Source organism: Gordonia sp. IEGM753 (assembly GCF_050321825.1).
Lineage (GTDB): Bacteria > Pseudomonadota > Gammaproteobacteria > Pseudomonadales > Pseudomonadaceae > Aquipseudomonas.
This window is the reverse complement of sequence record NZ_JBNQGB010000001.1, coordinates 116,159-135,689: the sequence shown is the minus strand read 5'-3', so window position 1 is coordinate 135,689 and position 19,531 is coordinate 116,159. Positions and strand designations below refer to the sequence as shown.

Below are 19,531 nucleotides of genomic sequence, written 5' to 3'. Positions count from 1 at the left end.
TCCACACTGCAGCTCCTGCAACCACAAATACCCTGTGGGAGCCAACCTGCTGGACTCCACACTGCAGCTCCTGCAACCACAAATACCCTGTGGGAGCCAGCCTGCTGGACTCCACACTGCAGCTCCTGCAACCACAAATACCCTGTGGGAGCCAGCCTGCTGGCGATGAAGGCAACTCGGCCTCAGATCAAACCCAAATCGCATCCCACAGCGGATAGTCGCCAAGCTTCTGGACTAATCCAGCCCGCAATGGGTTGGCGACAACATACCGAGCAAGCTTCACCAGATCCTCTTCGCGGCGCAGTGCTCGGTCATGAAAGCCCTTCTGCCAGAGACTGATGCTGCGGCCCGCTGACTGATTCACCGCTTTGGTGCTGAGTGATTTGGTCTTCTGCATCAGATCACCCAACGACCCCTGATGTAACTCGACCAGCCAATGAAAGTGATCTGGCATGACAACCCATGCCAATGAGTTGGCGCGGCCCTGGTCTTGAGCAGCCCGAAATTGAGCGACGACCACTCGCCCCAGGGCAAAATCCTTGAAGACAGGTTTTCTATCGAGTGTGTTGGTGGTCAGCAAATAAATGCGGTTTGGCTCGGCATACCGGCCAAGGCGCAAGCGATGTGAAGCGGGAAGATCTGGCATTCCTTTGCCCTTTTCATGAGGAGGTCATGAAGAAGGCTAGACCTGAGACTGCTAGAGGATAAGGCAGACTCTTAGCGGGATGTGTCTGGGAGATTGCTATCGCGAGCAGGCTCGCTCCCACAGGGGATCTGCGTCGCACACAGAATCGGTGGTTGAAACAGGCTCCATTGTGGGAGCGAGCCTGCTCGCGATAGCGGTCTTTCAGCAAAAGATGTCGACTGATCCAACGCTATCGCGAGCAGCCTGCTCGCGATAGCGGTTAATCATTCACCTCCGGATCAAGCAGTAACCCCAGCATCTGCCCGCAACCCCGATGCCTCTATCGCATTGATCGCGCATTGTTCATCGACATCCGACAGATCACCGCTGATCCCCACCGCGCCCAACACATTGCCGTCATGATCGCGAATCAACACGCCGCCCGGTGCCGGCACCACGGTGCCCTGCCCCAGGCTATTGAGTGCGGCGATAAACGCCGGGCGCTGTTGTGCGTCCAGCGCCAGCAGGCGTGAACCCTTGCCCAGCGCGATGGCGCCCCAGGCTTTGCCGATGGCGATCTGCGGGCGCAGCAGGCTGGCGCCGTCTTCGCGTTGCAGACTCACCAAATGCCCACCGGCATCCAGTACAGCAATGGTCAAGGGTGCTGCGTTGATTGCACGTGCAGCGGAGATGGCCTGACTGGTCAGGTTAACTGCGACTTTCAAGGTTAAAGCACTCATGGGGCCGTCCTCATTTTGTTTTTCGGAAAGTCGTTGATCTGCTTTTTCTCTCAGCAGTTCGCTGCAACAAATAGAACACAATGAGTAATTCTTTTGTATACAATAATTATCGAAAAGAGCCACATGCGACGAAAAGCCACAGTCAAACTGGCTTCCGACGAATGAAACAGTCGCTTGAGAAAATGGATTGACCTGCGCCGTCCGCCGTGAATAAACTCTGCGCAAAGCCACTTGTATACAATTACAAAACGTAAGAGGCACCAAAAGCATGAGCAAAATGAGAGCAATCGAAGCCGCCGTTCTGGTGATGCGCCGTGAAGGGGTTGATACCGCTTTTGGCATCCCGGGCGCCGCGATCAACCCGCTGTACTCCGCCTTGCAAAAGGTGGGTGGCATCGATCACGTCCTCGCTCGCCACGTTGAAGGCGCCTCGCACATGGCCGAGGGCTACACCCGCACCAAGGCTGGCAACATTGGCGTGTGCATCGGTACTTCGGGGCCTGCCGGCACCGACATGGTCACCGGTCTCTACAGCGCTTCGGCGGACTCGATCCCGATTCTGTGCATCACCGGGCAAGCACCGCGCGCCCGTATGCACAAAGAAGACTTTCAAGCTGTCGACATCACCGCCATCGTCAAGCCTGTGACCAAGTGGTCGACCACGGTCATGGAGCCAGGCCAAGTGCCGTATGCGTTCCAGAAAGCATTCTATGAAATGCGTTCCGGTCGCCCGGGCCCTGTGCTGATCGACCTGCCGTTCGACGTGCAGATGGCTGAAATCGAATTTGATATCGACGCCTACGAACCACTGCCTCTGGCCAAGCCAAGCGCTAACCGCGTGCAAATCGAGAAGGCCCTGGCCATGCTCGATCAGGCTGAGCGCCCGTTGCTGGTTGCCGGTGGCGGCATCATCAACGCCGATGCCAGCGAATTGCTGGTCGAGTTCGCCGAGCTGACCGGTATCCCGGTTATCCCGACCCTGATGGGCTGGGGCTCCATTGCGGACGATCACCCGCTGATGGTCGGTATGGTCGGCCTGCAAACCTCGCACCGTTACGGCAACGCAACGATGCTCAAATCCGATGTGGTATTGGGTGTCGGCAACCGCTGGGCCAACCGCCACACCGGTTCGATTGACGTGTACACCGAAGGCCGCAAGTTCATCCACGTCGACATCGAACCGACGCAAATCGGCCGCGTGTTCACCCCGGACCTGGGCATCGTTTCCGACGCTGCTTCAGCGCTGACCGTGTTCATTGAAGTCGCCCGTGAATGGCAAGCCGCCGGCAAGCTGAAAAACCGCAGCGCCTGGCTGCAAGATTGCCAGCAGCGCAAAGCCAGCCTGCACCGCAAGACTCACTTCGACAACGTGCCGGTCAAGCCGCAGCGCGTTTACGAAGAGATGAACCAAGTGTTCGGCAAAGACACTTGCTACGTCAGCACCATTGGTCTGTCGCAGATCGCCGGCGCGCAGTTCCTGCACGTATACAAACCACGCCACTGGATCAACTGCGGCCAGGCCGGCCCGCTGGGCTGGACCATTCCGGCAGCACTCGGCGTGGTCAAGGCTGATCCGACCCGCAAGGTTGTGGCGCTGTCGGGTGACTATGACTTCCAGTTCATGATCGAAGAATTGGCCGTGGGCGCGCAGTTCAAACTGCCCTACATCCACGTCGTGGTTAACAACTCGTACCTGGGGTTGATCCGTCAGGCTCAGCGCGGTTTTGACATGGACTACTGCGTGCAGTTGTCTTTCGACAACCTCAACGCTCCAGAGCTCAACGGCTACGGTGTCGATCACGTGGCCGTTGCCGAAGGCCTCGGCTGCAAGGCGCTGCGAGTGTTCGAACCGGGTCAGATCCAGCCTGCCCTGCGCAAGGCTCAGGAGCTGATGGAGGAGTTCAAGGTGCCGGTGATCGTCGAGATCATTCTGGAGCGCGTAACCAACATTTCCATGGGCACCGAGATCAACGCCGTCAACGAATTCGAAGACCTGGCACTGGTCGGCAACGACGCGCCGACGGCGATTTCGCTGCTCGATTAACAGCTGATCGTTCCCACTGTGGGAGCGAGCCTGCTCGCGATGAGGCCGGCACATTTAACATTGATGTTGAATGTGCCACCGCTATCGCCAGCAGGCTGGCTCCCACAGGGGATCTGCACACATTTACGGGAGACCACCATGCCGCGTTTCGCAGCCAACCTGTCCATGCTGTTCACTGAGCAGGATTTTCTTGCCCGTTTCGAAGCCGCCGCCAAGGCTGGTTTCAGTGGTGTGGAATACCTGTTCCCTTACGATTTCAGCTCTGGCGAAATCAAAGCCACACTTGAGGCCAACGGCCTGACCCAGGTGTTGTTCAACCTGCCGGCCGGTGACTGGGCCAAGGGTGAGCGCGGTATCGCGTGCCTGCCGGACCGGGTTGAAGAGTTTCGCGCCGGTGTCGACCTGGCCATCGCTTACGCCGAGGTGCTGGGCAACACGCAGGTCAACTGCCTGGCCGGTATTCGTCCACACGGCGTAGACGATGCCACCGTGGAAAAAACCTTCGTCAGCAACCTCAAGTACGCGGCCGACAAGCTGCAAGCGGCGGGCATCAAACTGGTGATGGAAGCGATCAACACTCGCGACATCCCGGGTTTTTACCTGAACAACACCGCGCAGGCCCTGTCGATTCGCGAGCAAGTGGGCAGCGCCAACCTGTTCCTGCAATACGACATCTATCACATGCAAATCATGGAAGGCGACCTGGCTCGCACGCTGCAATCGCACCTGGGCGAAATCAACCACGTGCAGTTGGCGGACAACCCGGGGCGTAACGAACCAGGCACCGGCGAAATCAACTACCGCTTCCTGTTCGAACACCTGGACCGCATCGGCTATCAGGGCTGGGTTGGCTGTGAGTACAAGCCACTGACCACCACTGAAGCCGGTTTGAGCTGGCTGAAAACACATAACGCGATCTGAGATTAATGTCGGGCCCTTGTGGCGAGGGGATTTATCCCCGTTCGGCTGCACAGCAGTCGTGAAACCGGTACATGCGGTCTGACTGAGTCGCCGAAAAACAAGTGCCGCTTCGCGGCCCAACGGGGATAAATCCCCTCGCCACAAAGCTCGCCGACTCAGGGTCGGGAGCTAGAAAAAAACAAGAGGAATTTCTCATGGCTAAAATCGGATTTATCGGCACCGGCATCATGGGCCACCCAATGGCGGCGAACCTGCAAAAAGCAGGTCACACACTGTTCCTGTCGGCGCACCACGACGCCGCGCCCGCGGACCTGGTGGCCGCAGGCGCAATCGCGTTGGCGAACCCGAAAGAAGTCGCCCAGGAAGCCGAATTCATCATCATCATGGTGCCGGATACCCCGCAGGTCGACGACGTGCTGTTCCGCGCCGACGGCGTTGCTGCCGGTGTCAGCAAGGGCAAAGTCGTGATCGACATGAGCTCGATCTCGCCAACCGCTACCAAAGCTTTCGCCGCCAAAGTCAATGCCACTGGCGCGCAATACCTCGACGCACCAGTGTCTGGCGGTGAAGTCGGCGCTAAAGCCGCCACCCTGAGCATCATGGTCGGTGGCGATGCCGATGCGTTCGAACGCGTACTGCCGCTGTTTCAGGCGATGGGCAAGAACATCACCCTGGTCGGTGGCAACGGCGACGGTCAAACCGCGAAAGTGGCCAACCAGATCATCGTTGCACTGAACATTCAGGCCGTGGCCGAAGCGCTGCTGTTCGCCTCCAAGAACGGCGCAGATCCAGCCAAGGTGCGTGAAGCACTGATGGGCGGTTTCGCTTCGTCGAAGATCCTCGAAGTGCACGGCGACCGCATGATCAAAGGCACCTTCGACCCGGGTTTCCGCATCAGCCTGCACCAGAAGGACCTGAACCTTGCGTTGCAAGGCGCCAAGGAACTGAACATCAACCTGCCGAACACCGCCAACGCCCAGCAAGTGTTCAGCACCTGCGCGGCCATCGGTGGCAGCAACTGGGACCACTCGGCGTTGATCAAAGGCCTGGAACACATGGCTAACTTCTCGATTCGCGAGAAGAACTAAGCCCTTGCCTGAACCTGTGGGAGCTAGCCTGCTTGCGCTGAAATCGACGCGGTGTATTTGATAGACCTCAGCGCCTGAATCGCCAGCAGGCTAGCTCCCACAAGAATCCGGGTAGCTCCACATTTCAATAACAAGAATTCCGGGAGCCCGCCATGTCGGTCGATCCGCAACAATTCCTGCGCGAGCTGTTTGCCACAGCCATCGACGCCGCCCATCCGCAACACGTCCTCGAAGCTCATTTGCCTTCCGATCGCAGCGGCCGGGTGATCGTCATCGGTGCCGGTAAAGCCGCCGCTGCCATGGCCCAGGTCGTCGAGCGCTGCTGGCAGGGTGAAGTGTCGGGCCTGGTGGTCACGCGTTACGGTCACGGCGCCCCGTGTGAAAAAATCGAAGTAGTCGAAGCCGCGCACCCGGTGCCGGACGCTGCCGGCCAAGCCGTTGCCAAGCGTGTTTTTGAACTGGTCAGCAACCTGACCGAAGACGACCGCGTGATCTTTTTACTCTCCGGCGGCGGTTCGGCATTGCTGGCGTTGCCTGCTGCCGGCATCACCTTGGCCGATAAGCAATCGATCAACAAAGCGCTGCTGAAGTCCGGCGCCAGCATCGGTGAGATGAATTGCGTACGCAAACACCTCTCGGCGATCAAGGGCGGCCGTCTCGGCAAGGCCTGCTGGCCTGCCACTGTGTATACCTACGCGATTTCCGATGTGCCGGGCGACCTCGCTACTGTCATCGCTTCGGGCCCGACCGTGGCCGACCCGAGCACGTCTGCCGAAGCGATTTCAATCCTCAAGCGCTATGGCATCGACATTCCAGCCTCGGTACGTAACTGGTTGCTGAGCCCGGAATCGGAAACGGTCAAACCCGGCGATCCGAGCCTGGCGCGCAGTCATTTCCAACTGATCGCCCGCCCCCAGCAATCGCTGGAAGCGGCAGCGGTGAAAGCCCGTCAGGCTGGTTTCAGCGCGCTGATCCTGGGTGACCTGGAAGGCGAATCGCGCGAGGTGGCCAAGGTTCACGCCGGTATCACCCGCCAGGTGATCCAGCATGGCCAGCCATTGGCCGCGCCGTGCGTGATCCTTTCCGGTGGCGAGACCACGGTCACCGTTCGCGGCAATGGTCGTGGCGGACGCAACGCCGAATTCCTGCTCAGCCTGACTGACAGCCTCAAAGGCTTGCCCGGCGTTTACGCGCTGGCCGGCGACACCGACGGCATCGACGGCTCGGAAGACAACGCCGGCGCAATCATGACCCCGGACAGCTACGCCCGCGCCGCAGCACTTGGCCTGAGCGCCAGTGACGAACTCGACAACAACAATGGCTACGGCTATTTCGAGGCGCTGGACGCACTGATCGTCACTGAGCCCACCCGCACTAACGTCAACGACTTCCGCGCCATTCTGATTCTCGAGAGCCCTAAACATGACGCCTGACAAAAAAGTCAAAATCCTCGCCACCCTCGGCCCGGCCACCGATGGCATCGAAGACATTCGCGAATTGGTACAGGCCGGGGTCAATATTTTCCGCCTGAACTTCAGCCACGGTGATCACGCCGACCACGCCCAGCGCTATCAGTGGATCCGTGAAGTCGAGCGCCAGTTGAATTATCCGCTGGGCATTCTGATGGACCTGCAAGGCCCGAAACTGCGGGTCGGCAAGTTCGCCGACGGCAAGGTGCAATTGCATCGCGGGCAGGCACTGCGCCTGGACCTGGACCCGACGCCGGGCGATCAACGCCGCGTCAACCTGCCCCACCCGGAAATCATCGCTGCACTCGAGCCGGGCATGGACCTGCTGCTGGATGACGGCAAATTGCGCTTGCGCGTGGTGACCAAGTACTCCGACGCCATCGATACCACCGTGCTCAATGGCGGCGAACTGTCGGACCGCAAAGGCGTGAACGTGCCGCAAGCCGTGCTCGAACTGAGCCCACTGACCGCCAAGGATCGCCGTGACCTGAGTTTCGGTCTGGAACTGGGCGTGGATTGGGTGGCGTTGTCCTTTGTGCAACGTCCGGAAGACATCCGTGAAGCACGCGAACTGATCGGTGACAAAGCGTTTTTGATGGCGAAAATCGAGAAGCCGTCGGCCGTGGCTCAACTGCGGGAAATCGCTGAATTGAGCGACGCAATCATGGTCGCTCGCGGTGATCTGGGCGTTGAAGTGCCGGCTGAAAGCGTGCCGCAAATTCAGAAGAACATCATCACCATCTGCCGCCAGTTGGGTAAGCCGGTGGTGGTGGCGACACAGATGCTGGAATCAATGCGCTTCTCGCCCGCGCCGACCCGCGCCGAAGTGACTGATGTGGCCAACGCAGTCGCCGAGGGTGCTGACGCGGTGATGCTGTCGGCCGAAACCGCCTCCGGCGAATACCCGCTGGAAGCGGTGCAGATGATGAGCAAAATCATCCGTCAGGTGGAAAACGGCCCGGACTATCAGACGCAACTCGACGTCAGCCGGCCGAAAGCCGAGGCCACGGTTTCTGACGCGATCAGTTGTGCGATTCGCCGCATCAGCAATGTGCTGCCGGTGGCGGTACTGGTGAACTACAGCGAATCCGGCGCATCCAGCCTGCGCGCGGCACGCGAAAGGCCAACAGTGCCGATCCTCAACCTGACGCCTAACCTGCAAGCCGCCCGCCGCTTGACCGTGGCGTGGGGCGTGCACTCGGTGGTCAATGATCGGCTGCGCCAAGTGGATGAAGTGTGTTCAACGGCGCTGGAGATTGCGCAAGCGCAAGGCATGGCTCAACGCGGCGATACCTTGTTGATCACCGCCGGTGTGCCTTTTGGGCAGCCCGGGTCGACTAACTCGCTGCGTATCGAGACATTGATCTAGAGCGCCTATTTTGCGCCCCATCGCCAGCAGGCTGGCTCCCACATTGGTTTTGTGTCGATCACGGAATCAAGACTGAACGCAGCTTCAGTGTGGGAGCCAGCCTGCTGGCGATCAGCCGAGGCGCGCTCGACCGACACCGATCCTCTGACAAACAAAAATAAAAATGCCTGCCAACCACTTCAACACCCATTGCCCCGACTGGGCGACGGCACTGCTCAACGGCTTCAGCCAGATTTTCCTCCAGCGTCATCCGCTGTGCGGTTTGCTGTGCCTGTTGGCCATTCTTTTTACCGCACCGGCATTACTCGGCGGTGCGTTGCTGGGCGCTGTCGCCGGTTTACTGACTGCACAACGACGCGGCTATGCCAAGGCTGATCGTCAATCAGGATTGTTCAGTTACAACGGTGTGCTGCTCGGCATGCTGATAAGCCTTTATTTCCCATGGTCAGCGCTGTTGCCGCCACTGATCATCGCCTGTGGCGGACTGAGCGCGATGCTCACTCAGCAATGGCTCAAGCGTGCCCGTGTAAGCCAAGTCGTGCCCGCCTACACGGCGCCCTTCGTGATGTTCAGCTGGTTACTGCTGTGCTTCACCACGCCCTCGACGCAAGCGCATTTGATCGAAATCAAAACGCTGAACATGCTCATCGCCCCCCTCAAAGGCCTGGGCCAGGTGATGTTCCTCGGCCACCCACTGGCCGGGGCGATGATTGCTGCCGGGTTGCTGATCGCCGATCGCCGGGCGTTTTGCTGGGCATTGCTGGCGTCGGTCGCCGGCATGGGCTGGAGCATGCTGCACCACGATTTCTACAGCGCATTGCTCGGCCTCGGTGGTTACAACGCGGTGCTTGCCGCCCTCGCCCTCAGCCAGCATCGCCGTCAGCCCTGGCTGCCGTTGCTGGGTATCGTGTTGACGCTGGTGCTCACGCCCGGTTTCGCCGCACTTAATCTGGCCCCTCTCACCGCACCCTTCATTCTTGCCTGCTGGCTGATTCGTGCCGGTATTCAAGTGTGGCGTCCAGCGCCTGTGCAGAGTGCTCCTTGCGCTACGGGGGAGAATCAACCTAGGCTTCGCTGATTATTGGTTCAGGCGTTACCCATGAACAGCAGCAAAAACTGGCGTGAAGAACTTTACGTCATGGTTTTCCAGAGTGACACCAAGGCAGGACGTCGCTTTGACGGCATCCTGCTGTTAATCATCCTCGCCAGCATCGTCATCGTGATGCTCGACAGCATCGACGCCATCCACCAAAACTACGCCGATCTGTTGGCCTATATAGAGTGGGGCTTTACCTTCGTCTTCGCCGTCGAATACATCCTGCGTTTGTATTGCTCGCCCAAGCCGCTGCGCTACGCGTTCAGTTTTTATGGGTTGGTGGATTTGCTGGCGATCGTGCCTGGCATTCTGGCGCTGTACTACGCCGATGCGCAGTACCTGCTGATTATCCGGATCATCCGGATGCTGCGGATTTTTCGCGTACTGAAACTCAGCCCCTACCTCAAGCAAGCCAACTATTTGATGTCGGCGCTGCGCGGCAGCAAGCAGAAGATCGTGGTGTTCCTGGTCAGCGTCTGCACGCTGGTCACCGTGTTCGGCACGCTGATGTACGTGATCGAGGGGCCCGAACACGGCTTCACCAGCATCCCGAAAGGCATCTATTGGGCGATCGTGACGCTGACAACGGTAGGCTTTGGCGACATCGTGCCGAAGACCCCGTTGGGCCAGGTTATTTCGTCGTTGGTGATGATCACGGGTTACTCGATTATTGCCGTGCCCACCGGTATTTTCACCGCTGAACTGGCCAACGCCATGCGCGGTGAACAGCTGCAACACGATTGCCCGGTGTGCAAGAAAAACAGTCATGAACATGGTGCGGCGTTCTGTTCTCATTGCGGTAACGCACTGTTCAAGAAACTGGAATAAGCAAAGATCTTTTTAATCTTTAAAGGCCTATGTAGGTCCAGCTATAGTCGCTGGCAAATTGCCTCATCATTAAATTAGAACAAGGAATGCGCAGTGAAAAAACTCTTTGGCGCCTCACTTCTGGCCGCTGGCCTGGCACTGTCCAGCATGGCTCAGGCCGCACCGACTCTGCTTAACGTTTCCTATGACGTAATGCGTGATTTCTACAAGGACTACAACACTGCTTTCCAGAAACACTGGCAAGCGACGCACAACGAAAACATCACCCTGCAGATGTCCTTCGGCGGCTCCAGCAAACAAGCGCGCTCGGTAATCGATGGCCTGCCGGCTGACGTCATCACCATGAACATGGCGACCGACATCAACGCCTTGGCAGACAACGGCAAACTTGTACCGGAAAATTGGGTCACGCGCCTGCCAAATAACAGCGCGCCGTTCACCTCGGCCACCGTGTTCATTGTCCGCAAAGGCAACCCGAAAGCCTTGAAAGACTGGCCGGACCTTTTGAAGGACGGCGTACAAGTGATCGTTCCCAACCCGAAAACTTCGGGCAACGGCCGTTACACTTACCTCTCGGCCTGGGGTTACGTGCTGAAAAACGGCGGCGATGAAAACAAGGCCAAGGAATTTGTCGGCAAGTTGTTCAAGCAAGCACCCGTGCTCGACACCGGTGGCCGCGCAGCAACCACAACCTTCATGACCAACCAGATCGGCGATGTGCTGGTGACCTTCGAAAACGAAGCCGAAATGATTGCCCGCGAATTTGGTCGTGACCAGTTCGAGGTGATCTACCCAAGCGTTTCCGCCGAAGCCGAGCCGCCCGTGACAGTGGTCGATAAAGTCGTCGACAAGAAAGGGACTCGCGCCGTTGCCGAGGAATACCTGAAATACCTGTGGTCGCCTGAAGGTCAGGAAATTGCAGCCGCCAACTACCTGCGCCCACGCGACCCAGCCGTGCTGGCCAAGTACACCGACCGCTTCCCGAAAGTTGATTTCCTGTCGGTAGAAAAAACATTCGGTGACTGGCGCACCGTACAGAAGACCCACTTCAATGACGGCGGCATCTTCGATCAGATCTACACCCAGTAACTGGCGACCTCAATGAAAAAGGCGACCTGCGAAGGTCGCCTTTTTTGTGGGCGACATACCTACGTCATGGGATAACCGCCTCTACCTCAATCTCGATGAGCCACTCGGGCAACGACAAACCACTGACGATGACCCATGACGATGCTGGAGGATGATTCGCAAATGTCTCGAGCAATACTTGGGTGATTTGATCCTGCCCATCACGAGCAGACTCTGCAATGTAGATCCGCATCATGACGACGTGACTCAAGTCTGCATTCGCATCAGCCAGCAGGGCCCGGATATTTTCGAAGGCCTTTTCTGTCTGCCCCCGCAGGCTTTGGCAAACAGTACGCTCGTGCTCGTCTACGCCGACCTGACCCGATAACAACAAGCGACGCCCGCCGCTCACCTCCACGGCTTGACTGAAACCATATTGGAGGGAGTTGAAAACGGATGAAGGATTCAAAGTTGATTTTTGCATGGGGGTTTCCGGCTTTTTGTCTGACCGAAAAACCTAAACCAACATCCGTCACCGGGCCACTTAAAACGGGCCTGACGCAACAAAAGGAAACCTATTTGCCTGAAATCTCTGTAGGTGAACAGAGGGCAACGTTCTGACCGATGGAATCGCTGGCAAGCCAATTTCTACATTCCGGCACTGGATGCCGATATTTTGCAAAACCTGTAGGAAACCGGCTTGCCGGTGATGGCATGCTTACGGTGGCTTACATCGGAGGCGTTACGCCATCCTTACCGGCCGAGATTGATTGTGCGGTTAGCGTGCCATCGGCGCCTTGGGTGACGAACGTCACGATCTTCACGCCGGGTTTCAGCAAGCTGCGGTCACCGGGCATCAAGTTGACGATCGGCACGTCTTCCGGCACCAGAATCTTCTGCTGGCCGCCCTTGTAGTTAACGGTCAGGACGCGGCCATTGCTGACCACCAGATCGCCCACACTGCCATTGGTCATGCTGCTGCCCTTGACCAGGTCAAACGGGCGGTGGCCATCACCGCTGCCCGCCAGTTCAGGTGGAAACACGTGAACCTCCAGGGCCTTCAGCGTGCCATCGTCCTGCGGTATCGCAGCGGAACCGATGTAGCTGCCGGGTTTGATGTCTTCGATATTGGCCAAGGTCACGGCGCGAACCTTGGTGTCCGGGGTCAGGTTGATCACCACATTTTCACCGCTGTTGGCGTGAACCTTCAGTGCGTCCGGGCTGACCCCGGTGATCTCGCCGCGCACGCCAATGCGCAGGCCTGGCGCGTCTTCAGCTTGCGCCAGGGTTACGCCGAACACAGTGATCAGGGTAATTGCAGAAACGTGGCGGATGAGGTGACCGAACATCGCATTCATGGAAGTACCTTGCGGTGATGAAACGGGAACGTGAACATAAGCACGCTATCGAACAAGATGTAAGTGAATGTATCATCGCTGCACACGCTCGATGTGTGATTCATCGATGGGCGTCCTGCTTCATTCATTGCGCAACGTAATGATGACTATCACTACGACCCCTCTTCCGCCGTTGTTGCCTTGCCCTTAGCCTGCGCGCATCCCCTATTCCGTTCAGCGAGAAACGTCATGACTCAAGCAAACCAGGCACCTCACGGTGCCGCGACAATGACACGAGGCATGGTGCTGCTGTTCGCCTTCTGCTGTGGCGCGATTGTCGCCAACATTTACTACGCACAGCCAATCATCGGTTTGATCGCACCGGACATCGGCCTGTCCAGCACCATGGCCAGCCTGATCGTTTCGCTGACCCAGATAGGTTATGCGTTGGGCCTGTTCTTCCTCGTGCCGCTGGGTGACTTGCTGGAGAATCGCCGGCTGATGATCATCACGACGCTGGTGGCGATTGCGAGTTTGCTGGGGGCGGCATACACCGATCAGCCAAACGTGTTTTTGCTGATTTCATTACTGGTCGGATTCAGCTCGGTGTCGGTGCAGATCCTGATTCCTCTGGCTGCTCATCTGGCACCGGAAGAATCCCGAGGCCGGGTGGTTGGCGGGATCATGGGTGGTTTACTGCTGGGTATTCTGCTGGCGAGACCGGTCTCCAGCGTGGTGGCTGACCATTTCGGCTGGCGCGCGATGTTCATCATTGCGGCAGTGTTGATGGCGGCCATCAGCATCGTACTGGCGCTGACCATTCCCAAACGCAAACCCGATCACAGCGCTTCGTATGGTCAATTGCTGGGTTCGCTGTGGACGCTCTTGCGCCAACAACCGGTGCTGCGTCAGCGGGCGTTTTACCAGGGCTGCATGTTTGCCACGTTTAGCCTGTTCTGGACGGCAGTGCCGCTGGAACTGGCGCGTAATCATGGTTTGTCGCAAACCCAGATCGCGATATTCGCCCTGGTCGGAGCCATCGGCGCCATCGCCGCCCCGATTGCTGGCCGCTTGGCCGACGCTGGCCACACCCGCATTGCCTCGCTGCTGGCCCTGCTGTTTGCCAGCCTGAGCTTCCTGCCGGCATTCATACATCCGGTCTACAGCGTTATTGGTTTGGCGGTGACCGGCGTGGTGCTCGACTTCTGCGTGCAGATGAACATGGTGCTCGGCCAGCGTGCGGTGTACGCCCTCGACGCCAAAAGCCGCAGCCGCTTGAACGCGTTGTACATGACCAGCATCTTCATCGGCGGCGCTTTTGGCTCCTCGGTGGCAAGTCCGGTCTATGAACATGGCGGCTGGTTGTGGATCGTGATTGTCGGCAGCGCATTCCCGCTGTTGGCGTTGTTAAGGTTCTTGAGTGTTTCGCACAAACGTTCGCTGGCCACGGCATAAAGACTCAACGACATCGCGGGAGGAAACATACCCCAAGGTAAACCCGGATTACACTCAATGCAGCGAGCCTGAAGGTGCGCCACGTTATCAAGGAGATCTCATGACCCGACGTACGTTTCTCATCACCGGTGCCAGTAAAGGCATTGGCCGGGCGGTGGCCGAGCATCTGGACCGAGCCGGCCACCGTGTGGTTGGTATCGCCCGCACGCCTGATTTGAGTTTTCCCGGCATTCTGTTTCCGCTGGACCTGAGCGACAGGGTCCTGACGCAGCAAGTGTTGGCGGATCTGGCGCGAACTTACGAATTTGATGGGCTGGTAAACAACGTAGGCCTGGTTCGACCGCAAGTGCTTGGCGAAATCGACCTGGATACGTTCGACGATGTGATGCGGGTCAATCTGCACTCGGCCCTGCAAGCCACTCAGGCACTGTTACCCCACATGCGCACCAAGGGCTGGGGCCGCGTGGTGAATATTTCCAGCCTGACCGTGCTTGGCATCACCCAACGCACTGCGTACGCAGCAGCCAAAGCGGCGTTGATCAGCTTCACCCGGTCCTGGGCACTGGAACTCGCACACACAGGCGTCACGGTAAATGCGGTCGCCCCCGGTCCGACTGAAACCGAACTGTTTCGTGCCAACAACCCGCCGGGCAGCGAAGGCGAAGCTCGGTACCTGGCCGGCGTGCCGATGGGTCGTTTGGGGCAGCCGCAGGAGATTGCAGCTGCGATTGCCTTCCTGTTATCAGAGCAGAGCGGGTTTATTACCGGGCAAACGCTGTTCGTCGACGGAGGCTCTTCGATAGGCAAAGCAGCGTTCTAAACAACCACTGCCATTGAGTAGTGGCATAAAAAACGGCGATCCAGAGATCGCCGTTTTTGTTTACTGCCCGTACTGCCTGCCCAACCCGGCCGGCACGCCATGAATATCGGTCTCTTCCCAAGGCCCGTTCGGGCTGATCGACCGGCTCCAGCCATTGCTCCAGCGGTAGTAAGTACGTTGACGGTAGAACGTGTCGGTTTGATCTTCCAGCACATAAACGCCGAGTTTCGCATCCCAATGGCTGTTGCCACCCGGTGGCGGGGCAAAGCTTGCGGAGGTGCGTGGTAGAGGCTTGGCGGGTTTGGCCGGAACGCCCGGTTTACCCGGCGCAGGCACAGGCGACGGTGTAGGGCTGGGCTGTGATGGCGGGATTGGCGGCAGTGGCGTGGGCTCGGGCCGCTGAACCGCACATGCGCTTAACCCCAAGACCAGACTGAGCAGGGTGATACGAGCGATGGCGGTCATAGTGGCGTTTTCCTGTTATTTATCCGGGCTGTCGATGGTCAATTGCTGCGGCGCGGTGGTGGTGCTAGCCAACGGTTGGCTGCGACCGATCCATTCACCGGCAGTCGGTTGACCGGCGCGAGAAATGCGCGCAACCAGTTGGACTTCAGGGAAGTTCGACAGTTTCAACTGCGGCATCATTGCGTCGGCATCGCCCAGTTCGACAGTGACCGGCAAATCGGCAACCGTCAGGCGCTTGGCCGCCAGCGGCGCTGGAGGGCCAGAAGTGGCGCGAGCGAAAATGAACACGCTGTCGCCCGGCAGAACCTTGGCTTTCAGTTCCGGCGCCAGATCAACGCTGACCTTGAGCAACGCGCCGGTTTTGGCCGTCGGTGCCTGGGCAACCTTGCCGCCACTGGCTTCGAGCTTCTCGGTAGCGCGGGTAATCCCGCCTTGCAGCGCAGAACGTGAATTGTCATCGGGCGGCAGCTGCGCCAACAGCCGATTCCAATAGTCGATGGCGTCTTGATAGCGCTCACTTTCAAACGCGGCAATGCCCAGCAGACCCAGGCTGGTGACTTCCTTCGGATCGGCTTTGAGCGCTTCGTCGGTTAATGCCTGAATCTTGTCCGACCATTTCTTGTTGTCAGCAAAATACTGGGCTTGTGCCCATTGCCCCAACAACTCCGGCTGACGGCCCGCCAGGTTCACCGTGCGTTCGAAGATTTTCGCCGCATCCGCCGGACGATCCTGAGCCATGTAAGTACGACCCAAGAAGTACAAACCTTCAGCCGAGTCGGGCTGAGCGGCCACTGCGCGCTCTAGGCGATGGGTCATTTCTTCCATCGACTGCGGTGCCTGGGCAAATTCGCGGGTCAGTTCGACTTTATCGCTGGCACCGAAATGCAGGTAAAGCCCAAGGCCGATGACCGGCACCAGAATCGCCGCCAGCAACGGCAATGGCTTGCCCAACCTGGACACACGCGGCGCGGCAACACCTTCAGTGTCAGCCAGCAGTTCACGTGCCGCTTCAGCGCGGCCGGTGTCCAGTTGCGCGGTATTGAGAACGCCCTCTTCCTGCTGGGTCTGCAACTCAGCCACGCGCTCTTGGTACAGCGCGACGTTCAGGGCGGTACGATCCTCTTCCAACTGAGCGCGGCGGTCACGCAAAACGGGGATCAGCAGAAAACTCAGGGCAACCAGAAGTAGCAGACCTGCAGCGAGCCAGAAATCAATCATTCTTGGTTTTTATCCAACAGGTGGTCGAGGCGCTCGCGCTCCTCGGCAGAAAGCGAATCCGCAGTGTCGGTGCGTTGCACGCGACGACGGCGCACGATCACGGCGATGAGTACGAAGCCGCCCAGCAACAGGCCGGCCGGGCCGAACCAGAGCAGTGCGGTCTTGGCATTCAGGGCTGGGTTGTAGCGGACGAAATCACCGTAGCGGTCGACCATAAAATCAATGATCTGCTGATTGTCCTTGCCCTCGCCCAGCATGCGAAAAATCTCTTTGCGCAGGTCGGCGGCGATCGGGGCATTGGAATCGGCAATGTCCTGATTCTGGCACTTGGGGCAACGCAGTTCTTTGGTCAGCTCACGAAAGCGCTCGCGATCACCTTCTTTGGCGAATTCGTAAGTGTCGATGGCGGCATGGGCCACGCCCGCCATGCTCAGCCCCAATACAGCGGCGGCGATCCAGCGCTTCATGGCTTGGCCTCATCGACCAGCGCCTGATACTTGGCGGCCAGTTTCTCGCGCCAGACCTGCTCGTCGATCACACCGACGTACTTGTCGCGGATAATGCCTTTGGCGTCGATGAAGAAGGTTTCCGGAGCGCCATACACACCGAGATTCAGGCCTAGCGTGCCTTCGTCATCGCGGATATCCAACTGATACGGGTTGTGAAATTCCGCCAACCACTTCAAGGCATCAGCATTGACGTCCTTGTAGTTGATGCCGTAAATCACCACGCCCTGCTGCGCCAGTTTGTTCAATACCGGGTGCTCTACCCGGCATGAAATACACCACGTACCCCAAACGTTGACCAGCGCAGGCTTGCCCAGGATGTCCGCTTTGGTCAGTGTCTTGCCATCTTGCACGGCAGACAGCGAAAACTCCGGGAACGGCTTGCCGATCATCGCCGAAGGTAGCTCGGCCGGGTCCAGATACAGCCCGCGATACAGGAAAACAGCCACCACCAGAAAAAGAGCCAATGGCAACAGCATCAACCAACGTCTCATGCAGTGGCTCCCGTCATGCCGAGTGCATCACGCACGCGGCTTTTCACCTTGACCCGATATCGACGATCCATTGCCGCCAGCAATCCACCGAAACCTGTCAGCAACGCGCCGAACCAGATCCAGCGCACAAACGGTTTGACGTGGACCCGCACGGCCCATGCGCCATCGCCCAGCGGTTCACCGAGTGCTACGTAAAGGTCACGGGTGAAGCCGGCGTCGATCCCGGCTTCGGTCATTACCGAGTTCTGCACGGTATACAGACGTTTTTCCGGGTGCAGCACGCTCACTTCCTTGCCGTTGCGAATCACCCGGATAGTGCCTTTGTCCGAAGTGAAGTTCGGGCCTTCGAAGTGCTTGGCACCCTCGAACACGAAGTGGTAACCGGCAAGATCCATCGACTCGCCCGGCGCCAGGCGCAGATCGCGCTCGGCACTGTTCTGGCTCGACAGCACGACGCCCAGTGCGCAAATAGCGATGCCCAAGTGCGCAACCTGCATGCCCCAATAGCTGCGAGTGAGTGTCGGCAGACCTTTGATCAGGCCTTTGTGGCGTGTTTTGTCGAGAATGTCGCGCGCACCGGCCAGCAATACCCAAGCGGCAAGCATGAATGTCGCAATGACCGCCCAATTGAAGTCGCCGTAAGCGATGCCGGCGATAACCGCCAACACAGCGCTGCCGAGCAGGACGGGGGTCAACATGCCCGCCAGCCATTTGACCGGAGTGTCTTTCCAGCGCACCAGCATGCCGACTGCCATGACCACCATCAACAGCGCCATCAACGGGATAAACAAGGCGTTGAAGTACGGTGGGCCTACCGAGAGTTTTGCACCGGTAAGCGCATCCAGAATCAGCGGGTACAAGGTGCCAAGGAGGATCATCGAAGCCGCAACCACCAGCACCAGGTTGTTGCCCAGCAACAGCGTTTCCCGCGACCAGAGGTTAAACCCGACATGGCTCTTGACCACCGGCGCGCGCAGGGCAAACAGCGTCAGCGAACCGCCGACAACAAACAGCAGGAAGATCAGGATGAACACGCCGCGCTCAGGATCGGAAGCAAACGCGTGCACCGAGGTCAGTACGCCGGAACGCACAAGGAAAGTCCCGAGCAAGCTCAACGAGAACGCAGCGATGGCGAGCAACACGGTCCAGCTCTTGAACACCCCACGTTTTTCCGTGACCGCCAACGAGTGAATCAGTGCCGTGCCGACCAGCCATGGCATGAAGGAGGCGTTTTCGACCGGATCCCAGAACCACCAGCCGCCCCAGCCAAGTTCGTAATAAGCCCACCACGATCCGAGCGTGATGCCGATACCGAGGAACGCCCACGCAACGATGGTCCACGGCCGTGACCAGCGAGCCCAAGCGGCGTCCAGACGCCCGCCCAGTAATGCGGCGATGGCGAACGCGAACGCTACGGAGAAACCGACGTAGCCCATATACAGCATCGGCGGGTGAACGATCAGGCCGATGTCTTGCAGCAACGGATTGAGGTCACGGCCGTCCGCAGGAATTTGCGGCAGGATGCGCGCAAACGGGTTGGACGTGAGAATCAGGAACAGCAGGAAACCGGTGCTGATCATGCCCATCACGGCCAACACCCGCGCCAGCATGACTTGCGGCAGCTGTCGGGAAAATATCGACACGGCGAAGGTCCAGCCGCCGAGAATCAATGCCCAGAGCAACAATGAACCTTCGTGAGCCCCCCACACCGCGCTGAATTTGTAATACCACGGCAACGCGCTGTTGGAGTTGCTGGCGACGTAATCCACGGAAAAATCGTCGGTCATGAACGCGTAAGTCAGGCAACCGAAAGAGAACACCAAAAAGGCGAACTGACCCCAGGCCGCAGGCTGAGCGAGGCTCATCCACAAGCGGTCACCGCGCCACGCCCCCAGTAATGGCACGATGGCCTGAACCAGCGCGAAACACAGCGCCAGGATCATTGCCAACTGGCCCAGCTCGGGAATAAAGATTGAGAATGTCATCAG

The 19,531-nt window shown here is 58.6% G+C and carries 19 protein-coding genes; 10 read left to right on the top strand and 9 right to left on the bottom strand.

The window, feature by feature from the left end; all coding sequences use genetic code 11:
* Window positions 1-187: 187 nt before the first annotated feature.
* Window positions 188-646 (bottom strand): REP-associated tyrosine transposase, encoded by a 459-nt coding sequence (locus ACQR3R_RS00640; protein WP_428269974.1) that lies wholly within the window; start codon window positions 644-646, stop codon window positions 188-190.
* A gap of 278 nt (window positions 647-924) precedes the next feature.
* The gene (locus tag ACQR3R_RS00635; RefSeq protein ID WP_428269973.1) at window positions 925-1,365 is read right to left on the bottom strand and encodes a heme-binding protein; all 441 of its coding nucleotides are present in this window, start codon (window positions 1,363-1,365) and stop codon (window positions 925-927) included.
* Window positions 1,366-1,633: 268 nt separating this feature from the next.
* Between ACQR3R_RS00635 and gcl the strand changes: the two genes are divergently transcribed.
* From gcl to ACQR3R_RS00595, 8 genes are all read left to right on the top strand, one after another.
* Window positions 1,634-3,409, top strand: a complete 1,776-nt coding sequence (gene gcl, locus ACQR3R_RS00630; RefSeq protein ID WP_428269972.1) for a glyoxylate carboligase — start codon at window positions 1,634-1,636, stop codon at window positions 3,407-3,409.
* A 138-nt stretch (window positions 3,410-3,547) separates the two neighbouring features.
* Window positions 3,548-4,330, top strand: coding sequence for a hydroxypyruvate isomerase (hyi, locus tag ACQR3R_RS00625; RefSeq protein ID WP_428269971.1), 783 nt, complete (start codon window positions 3,548-3,550; stop codon window positions 4,328-4,330).
* A gap of 194 nt (window positions 4,331-4,524) precedes the next feature.
* Window positions 4,525-5,418 (top strand): 2-hydroxy-3-oxopropionate reductase, encoded by an 894-nt coding sequence (locus ACQR3R_RS00620; RefSeq protein ID WP_428269970.1) that lies wholly within the window; start codon window positions 4,525-4,527, stop codon window positions 5,416-5,418.
* Between the two features lie 152 nt (window positions 5,419-5,570).
* Entirely contained in the window at window positions 5,571-6,851 is a 1,281-nt protein-coding gene (locus ACQR3R_RS00615) for a DUF4147 domain-containing protein (RefSeq protein WP_428269969.1), read from the top strand.
* The gene (gene pyk, locus ACQR3R_RS00610) at window positions 6,841-8,256 is read left to right on the top strand and encodes a pyruvate kinase (RefSeq protein WP_428269968.1); all 1,416 of its coding nucleotides are present in this window, start codon (window positions 6,841-6,843) and stop codon (window positions 8,254-8,256) included. The genes ACQR3R_RS00615 and pyk overlap by 11 nt, the downstream gene beginning before the upstream one ends.
* Window positions 8,257-8,419: 163 nt before the next feature.
* Window positions 8,420-9,334, top strand: coding sequence for an urea transporter (locus ACQR3R_RS00605; protein WP_428269967.1), 915 nt, complete (start codon window positions 8,420-8,422; stop codon window positions 9,332-9,334).
* Window positions 9,335-9,355: 21 nt separating this feature from the next.
* On the top strand, window positions 9,356-10,180 hold the full coding sequence (locus ACQR3R_RS00600) for an ion transporter (RefSeq protein WP_428269966.1): 825 nt from the start codon (window positions 9,356-9,358) through the stop codon (window positions 10,178-10,180).
* Window positions 10,181-10,273: 93 nt separating this feature from the next.
* A complete protein-coding gene (locus tag ACQR3R_RS00595; RefSeq protein WP_428269965.1) occupies window positions 10,274-11,269 on the top strand; it encodes a sulfate ABC transporter substrate-binding protein in 996 nt (331 codons plus the stop codon).
* A gap of 64 nt (window positions 11,270-11,333) precedes the next feature.
* Here the strand turns inward: ACQR3R_RS00595 and ACQR3R_RS00590 are convergent, their stop codons facing one another.
* Both ACQR3R_RS00590 and ACQR3R_RS00585 read right to left on the bottom strand, forming a co-directional pair.
* Complete coding sequence (locus tag ACQR3R_RS00590) at window positions 11,334-11,732, bottom strand: Rid family hydrolase (RefSeq protein ID WP_428269964.1); 399 nt, start codon at window positions 11,730-11,732, stop codon at window positions 11,334-11,336.
* Window positions 11,733-11,976: 244 nt separating this feature from the next.
* Window positions 11,977-12,606 (bottom strand): hypothetical protein, encoded by a 630-nt coding sequence (locus ACQR3R_RS00585; RefSeq protein ID WP_428269963.1) that lies wholly within the window; start codon window positions 12,604-12,606, stop codon window positions 11,977-11,979.
* A gap of 228 nt (window positions 12,607-12,834) precedes the next feature.
* Between ACQR3R_RS00585 and ACQR3R_RS00580 the strand changes: the two genes are divergently transcribed.
* Window positions 12,835-14,040, top strand: a complete 1,206-nt coding sequence (locus ACQR3R_RS00580) for an MFS transporter (RefSeq protein ID WP_428269962.1) — start codon at window positions 12,835-12,837, stop codon at window positions 14,038-14,040.
* Between the two features lie 100 nt (window positions 14,041-14,140).
* Window positions 14,141-14,860, top strand: coding sequence for an SDR family oxidoreductase (locus tag ACQR3R_RS00575; protein WP_428269961.1), 720 nt, complete (start codon window positions 14,141-14,143; stop codon window positions 14,858-14,860).
* 60 nt (window positions 14,861-14,920) lie between these two features.
* Here ACQR3R_RS00575 and ACQR3R_RS00570 read toward each other — a convergent pair whose 3' ends face one another.
* The 5 genes from ACQR3R_RS00570 to ACQR3R_RS00550 are packed head-to-tail and all read right to left on the bottom strand — an operon-like array spanning window position 14,921 to window position 19,528.
* Window positions 14,921-15,325, bottom strand: coding sequence for a hypothetical protein (locus ACQR3R_RS00570; protein WP_428269960.1), 405 nt, complete (start codon window positions 15,323-15,325; stop codon window positions 14,921-14,923).
* Between the two features lie 15 nt (window positions 15,326-15,340).
* The gene (gene ccmI, locus ACQR3R_RS00565) at window positions 15,341-16,543 is read right to left on the bottom strand and encodes a c-type cytochrome biogenesis protein CcmI (protein WP_428269959.1); all 1,203 of its coding nucleotides are present in this window, start codon (window positions 16,541-16,543) and stop codon (window positions 15,341-15,343) included.
* Window positions 16,540-17,010, bottom strand: a complete 471-nt coding sequence (locus ACQR3R_RS00560) for a cytochrome c-type biogenesis protein CcmH (protein ID WP_428269958.1) — start codon at window positions 17,008-17,010, stop codon at window positions 16,540-16,542. Before ACQR3R_RS00560 ends, ccmI begins: the two co-directional genes overlap by 4 nt.
* Entirely contained in the window at window positions 17,007-17,543 is a 537-nt protein-coding gene (locus ACQR3R_RS00555; RefSeq protein WP_428269957.1) for a DsbE family thiol:disulfide interchange protein, read from the bottom strand. The genes ACQR3R_RS00560 and ACQR3R_RS00555 overlap by 4 nt, the downstream gene beginning before the upstream one ends.
* Window positions 17,540-19,528, bottom strand: a complete 1,989-nt coding sequence (locus tag ACQR3R_RS00550) for a heme lyase CcmF/NrfE family subunit (protein ID WP_428269956.1) — start codon at window positions 19,526-19,528, stop codon at window positions 17,540-17,542. Before ACQR3R_RS00550 ends, ACQR3R_RS00555 begins: the two co-directional genes overlap by 4 nt.
* Window positions 19,529-19,531: the final 3 nt, after the last annotated feature.

Bases quoted from the DNA above. Each gene is read 5' to 3' on its own strand.
- ACQR3R_RS00640 (WP_428269974.1), bottom strand. From the start codon at position 646: ATGCCAGATCTTCCCGCTTCACATCGCTTGCGCCTTGGCCGGTATGCC.
- ACQR3R_RS00635 (WP_428269973.1), bottom strand. From the start codon at position 1,365: ATGAGTGCTTTAACCTTGAAAGTCGCAGTTAACCTGACCAGTCAGGCC.
- gcl (WP_428269972.1), top strand. From the start codon at position 1,634: ATGAGCAAAATGAGAGCAATCGAAGCCGCCGTTCTGGTGATGCGCCGT.
- hyi (WP_428269971.1), top strand. From the start codon at position 3,548: ATGCCGCGTTTCGCAGCCAACCTGTCCATGCTGTTCACTGAGCAGGAT.
- ACQR3R_RS00620 (WP_428269970.1), top strand. From the start codon at position 4,525: ATGGCTAAAATCGGATTTATCGGCACCGGCATCATGGGCCACCCAATG.
- ACQR3R_RS00615 (WP_428269969.1), top strand. From the start codon at position 5,571: ATGTCGGTCGATCCGCAACAATTCCTGCGCGAGCTGTTTGCCACAGCC.
- pyk (WP_428269968.1), top strand. From the start codon at position 6,841: ATGACGCCTGACAAAAAAGTCAAAATCCTCGCCACCCTCGGCCCGGCC.
- ACQR3R_RS00605 (WP_428269967.1), top strand. From the start codon at position 8,420: ATGCCTGCCAACCACTTCAACACCCATTGCCCCGACTGGGCGACGGCA.
- ACQR3R_RS00600 (WP_428269966.1), top strand. From the start codon at position 9,356: ATGAACAGCAGCAAAAACTGGCGTGAAGAACTTTACGTCATGGTTTTC.
- ACQR3R_RS00590 (WP_428269964.1), bottom strand. From the start codon at position 11,732: ATGCAAAAATCAACTTTGAATCCTTCATCCGTTTTCAACTCCCTCCAA.
- ACQR3R_RS00585 (WP_428269963.1), bottom strand. From the start codon at position 12,606: ATGAATGCGATGTTCGGTCACCTCATCCGCCACGTTTCTGCAATTACC.
- ACQR3R_RS00580 (WP_428269962.1), top strand. From the start codon at position 12,835: ATGACTCAAGCAAACCAGGCACCTCACGGTGCCGCGACAATGACACGA.
- ACQR3R_RS00575 (WP_428269961.1), top strand. From the start codon at position 14,141: ATGACCCGACGTACGTTTCTCATCACCGGTGCCAGTAAAGGCATTGGC.
- ACQR3R_RS00570 (WP_428269960.1), bottom strand. From the start codon at position 15,325: ATGACCGCCATCGCTCGTATCACCCTGCTCAGTCTGGTCTTGGGGTTA.
- ccmI (WP_428269959.1), bottom strand. From the start codon at position 16,543: ATGATTGATTTCTGGCTCGCTGCAGGTCTGCTACTTCTGGTTGCCCTG.
- ACQR3R_RS00560 (WP_428269958.1), bottom strand. From the start codon at position 17,010: ATGAAGCGCTGGATCGCCGCCGCTGTATTGGGGCTGAGCATGGCGGGC.
- ACQR3R_RS00555 (WP_428269957.1), bottom strand. From the start codon at position 17,543: ATGAGACGTTGGTTGATGCTGTTGCCATTGGCTCTTTTTCTGGTGGTG.
- ACQR3R_RS00550 (WP_428269956.1), bottom strand. From the start codon at position 19,528: ATGACATTCTCAATCTTTATTCCCGAGCTGGGCCAGTTGGCAATGATC.